Source organism: Planococcus sp. A6 (assembly GCF_028823615.1).
Taxonomy (GTDB): Bacteria; Bacillota; Bacilli; order Bacillales_A; family Planococcaceae; genus Planococcus.
This window is the reverse complement of sequence record NZ_JAPEHT010000212.1, coordinates 1-3,265: the sequence shown is the minus strand read 5'-3', so window position 1 is coordinate 3,265 and position 3,265 is coordinate 1. Positions and strand designations below refer to the sequence as shown.

Here is a 3,265-nt window from a genome sequence, read left to right as displayed (position 1 = left end):
TGCGTTCCAGTCGAAATACCTCGGCATGTCGCCTTGGGAATGCCCGGGCGCGTTCACGATCCTGTCTTATATGGAGCACGCGTACGGCATCTATCATCCAATCGGCGGCGTCAACCAATTGTCGGCGGCGATGGCTAAGGCAGTTAAGGAAATGGGCGGCCGCATCCATCTTGGAAAAGGCGTCCAAAAATTATGGATCGAGGACCGTAAAGTGAAAGGCGTCGACTTATATAACGGCAGCCGCGAAGCAGCGGATGAAGTAATCATCAATGGCGACTTTGCACACGTAATGACCCATTTGGTAGAGCCAGGCATTTTGAAAAAATATACCCCTAAAAAGCTCGACAAGAAAAAATATTCGTGTTCCACATTCATGCTTTATTTAGGACTCGACAAAAAATACGATTTGTCGCATCACACCATTGTTTTTTCAAAAGACTACAAGCGGAACGTCGAAGAAATGACGAAATCCCGCATCTTGTCGGCAGATCCTTCGATTTACGTCCAAAACGCCAGCGTCACGGATCCAACTTTGGCTCCGGACGGCAAGTCGGCGCTGTATATCTTGGCGCCGGTGCCGAATAATTTCAGCGATATCGGCTGGGAAAACGAACAGGAAGCTTTCCGTGAGCTGGTATTGGATATTATCGAAGAAAAAACCGATTTCAAGAATCTGCGTGAGCATATTGAAGTCGAGAAGATGCTGACGCCATTCGGCTGGGAATCGGATTACTCCGTATACCGTGGCGCCACATTCAATTTAGGGCATCAATTATCGCAAATGATGGTGTTCCGCCCGCACAATAAATTTGAAGAGCTCGACAATTGCTGGCTGGTCGGGGGCGGAACGCATCCCGGCAGCGGCTTGCCGACAATCCTGGAATCTGCCCGTATCACCACGAACGGCATCTTGAAAGAAGACGGCAAATCCGGAATTCCGATTGGCCCGCTTCCAAAAGTGGAGGGATATGTATGAAAATAGCCATGATCGGAGGCGGTGTCGGGGGCTTGATGGGCGCGCTGTATTTAACAAAGCTCGGCTATGATGTCACCATTTACGAAAAAGAACACAAACTCGGCGGCAGGATGGCGTTTGTGGAACGGGACGGCTTCCGAATCGATGAAGGCCCGACCATCGTCTTGCTGCCGGAAATGTTCCGCGATTTGTTCGCGCAAGCAGGAATCGATCCCGAAAGCATCGAATTATTACTATGCGACCCGCTTTATACAATCCGTTTCACAGACGGCAAAGTATATACAAAATACCCCGGGCGCGAACGGCAATTGCAGGAAGTCGAAGAGCAGTTCCCGGAAGACAAAGCAGGATTTATCCGCTTTATGGACGAAGGGCAGAAGCGCTTTGACATCGGCAAGCCCGCTTTCCTCGAACATGATTTTGTCCGCAAAGCGGATTTTTGGACATTCCGCAATATCCGCAATTTGATGAAGCTGAAACCACAACAATCTGTCCATCAGCTAATGGAGAATTATTTCAGGGACGAACGATTGCAACTGGCGTATTCCCTTCAGGCGCTGTATATCGGTGGGGATCCTTACCGCGCGCCGGCCATGTATTCACTTGTGCCGTTCAGTGAGCATGAGCACGGGGTTTACTATGTGAAAGGCGGCTATGCGAGCATCATCCCTGTCATGGAGCGGGAGTTGCGCAGCCGTGGCACTGAGATCCGGCTGGACACGGCTGTCAAACGCGTGGTGAAAAAAGATGGCCGTGCGACAGCGGTTGAAACTGAAACGGGCGTCGAGCCTTATGATGCGATCGTCTATAACGGGGATTTCCCCGGAATCAACCAATTAGCACCGATGAAAAAACAGAAAGAATACACGCCTTCTTCCGGCTGTGTGCTGTTGTACTTCGGATTGGACAAAGTCTATGAAGACGTAAATGTCCACCAATTTTTTATTGGTGATAATTATAAAGAGCATATGGAAGATGTGTTTGTCAGAGGACAGAAAACGGAAAATCCGGCGTTCTACACATTCCATCCTTCTGTCATTGACGATACCCTGGCTCCTGAAGGCAAATCGGTGCTTTATGTACTCGTGCCAGTTCCTTCAGGCACAGAAATCGACTGGAAAAATGACGAACAGTGGATCGGGCGTATTTTGGACCGGATGGAGACATTGTCGTTTCCAGGCATCCGGGAGTCAATCGAATGGATGGACGTGCGCACACCGAAAGATGCAGAAGCGTTTGGCTTGTTCAAGGGAGGTAGCTTCGGAATCGGCCCGACATTGCGGCAATCCGGAGTTTTCCGACCGCAGATTAAACCGGACGACACGGACAATTTGTATGCAGTGGGAGCTTCTGTCCATCCGGGCGGCGGCATCCCGATCGTCATGCAAGGAGCGAAATTGCTAGCCGACAGAATCCACAGCGATTTGAAAGAAAGGGGCGGTTCATGATGGAATTGAAGCAAGCCTATAGCTATTGCGAACGCATTATCGCCGATAATTCAAAGAGCTTTTATAAAGCATTTTCCCTTTTACCGAAAGAAAAACGCAAAGCCGTATGGGCGGTGTACGCCTTCTGCCGGAAAGTGGACGATATCGTCGATGAGGGCAGCCATCCTGAACCTGAGCTGAAAGCGTTCCGAAAGGACTTCGACGAATTTCTAGCAGGTTCAATTCAGTGGGACGATCCGATGTGGCTGGCGCTCGAAGACGTTTTTGAAAGCTACGATATGGACGCCAGCGCGTTTTACGGATTGATCAAAGGCCAGGAAATGGATTTGACGATCAATCGCTACAGAACGCTTGATGAGCTATTGGATTATAGCTATCACGTTGCGAGTACGGTCGGCCTGATGCTGTTGCCGATACTCGCACCTGGGCGTACGGCCCTGTTGAAAGACGGCGCGATTTCGCTTGGCTACGCCATGCAAATCACCAATATCCTGCGTGATATCGGAGAAGACTTGTCGATGGACCGCATTTATTTGCCGCAGGACATCATGCGCAAATACGGCCTTGCAGAGGAAGCGCTAGGAAGCGGCACGGTGTCGGAATCGTTTATCCAAGTGTGGGAAGAACTCGCCAGTATAGCGGAATTCCATTATGACCGCGCATTTGAAACGATCAATGATTATCCGTTGTCCTCCCGCGTGCCGGTCAAAGGCGCCGCGCTTGTCTACCGGGAAATCCTGTCGACGATCCGTTCGAAAGAATATACGGTGTTTCACGAAAAGCATTATGTCACGGACGATTCCAAACAGTCCATATTGCAATGCTTATAAAATAGAAAAAG

3 protein-coding genes are annotated in these 3,265 nt (G+C 49.9%); all 3 read left to right on the top strand.

The window, feature by feature from the left end; all coding sequences use genetic code 11:
* The coding region (locus tag ON064_RS17750) for a phytoene desaturase family protein (protein WP_274625807.1) at positions 1 to 976 on the top strand (976 nt) is incomplete at its 5' end.
* Positions 973 to 2,424, top strand: a complete 1,452-nt coding sequence (locus ON064_RS17745) for a phytoene desaturase family protein (RefSeq protein ID WP_274625806.1) — start codon at positions 973 to 975, stop codon at positions 2,422 to 2,424. The genes ON064_RS17750 and ON064_RS17745, both read left to right, overlap by 4 nt.
* Positions 2,421 to 3,254: a phytoene/squalene synthase family protein gene (locus ON064_RS17740; protein ID WP_335339101.1), complete on the top strand. Its 834-nt coding sequence runs from the start codon at positions 2,421 to 2,423 to the stop codon at positions 3,252 to 3,254. Before ON064_RS17745 ends, ON064_RS17740 begins: the two co-directional genes overlap by 4 nt.
* The last annotated feature ends 11 nt before the right edge of the window (positions 3,255 to 3,265 follow it).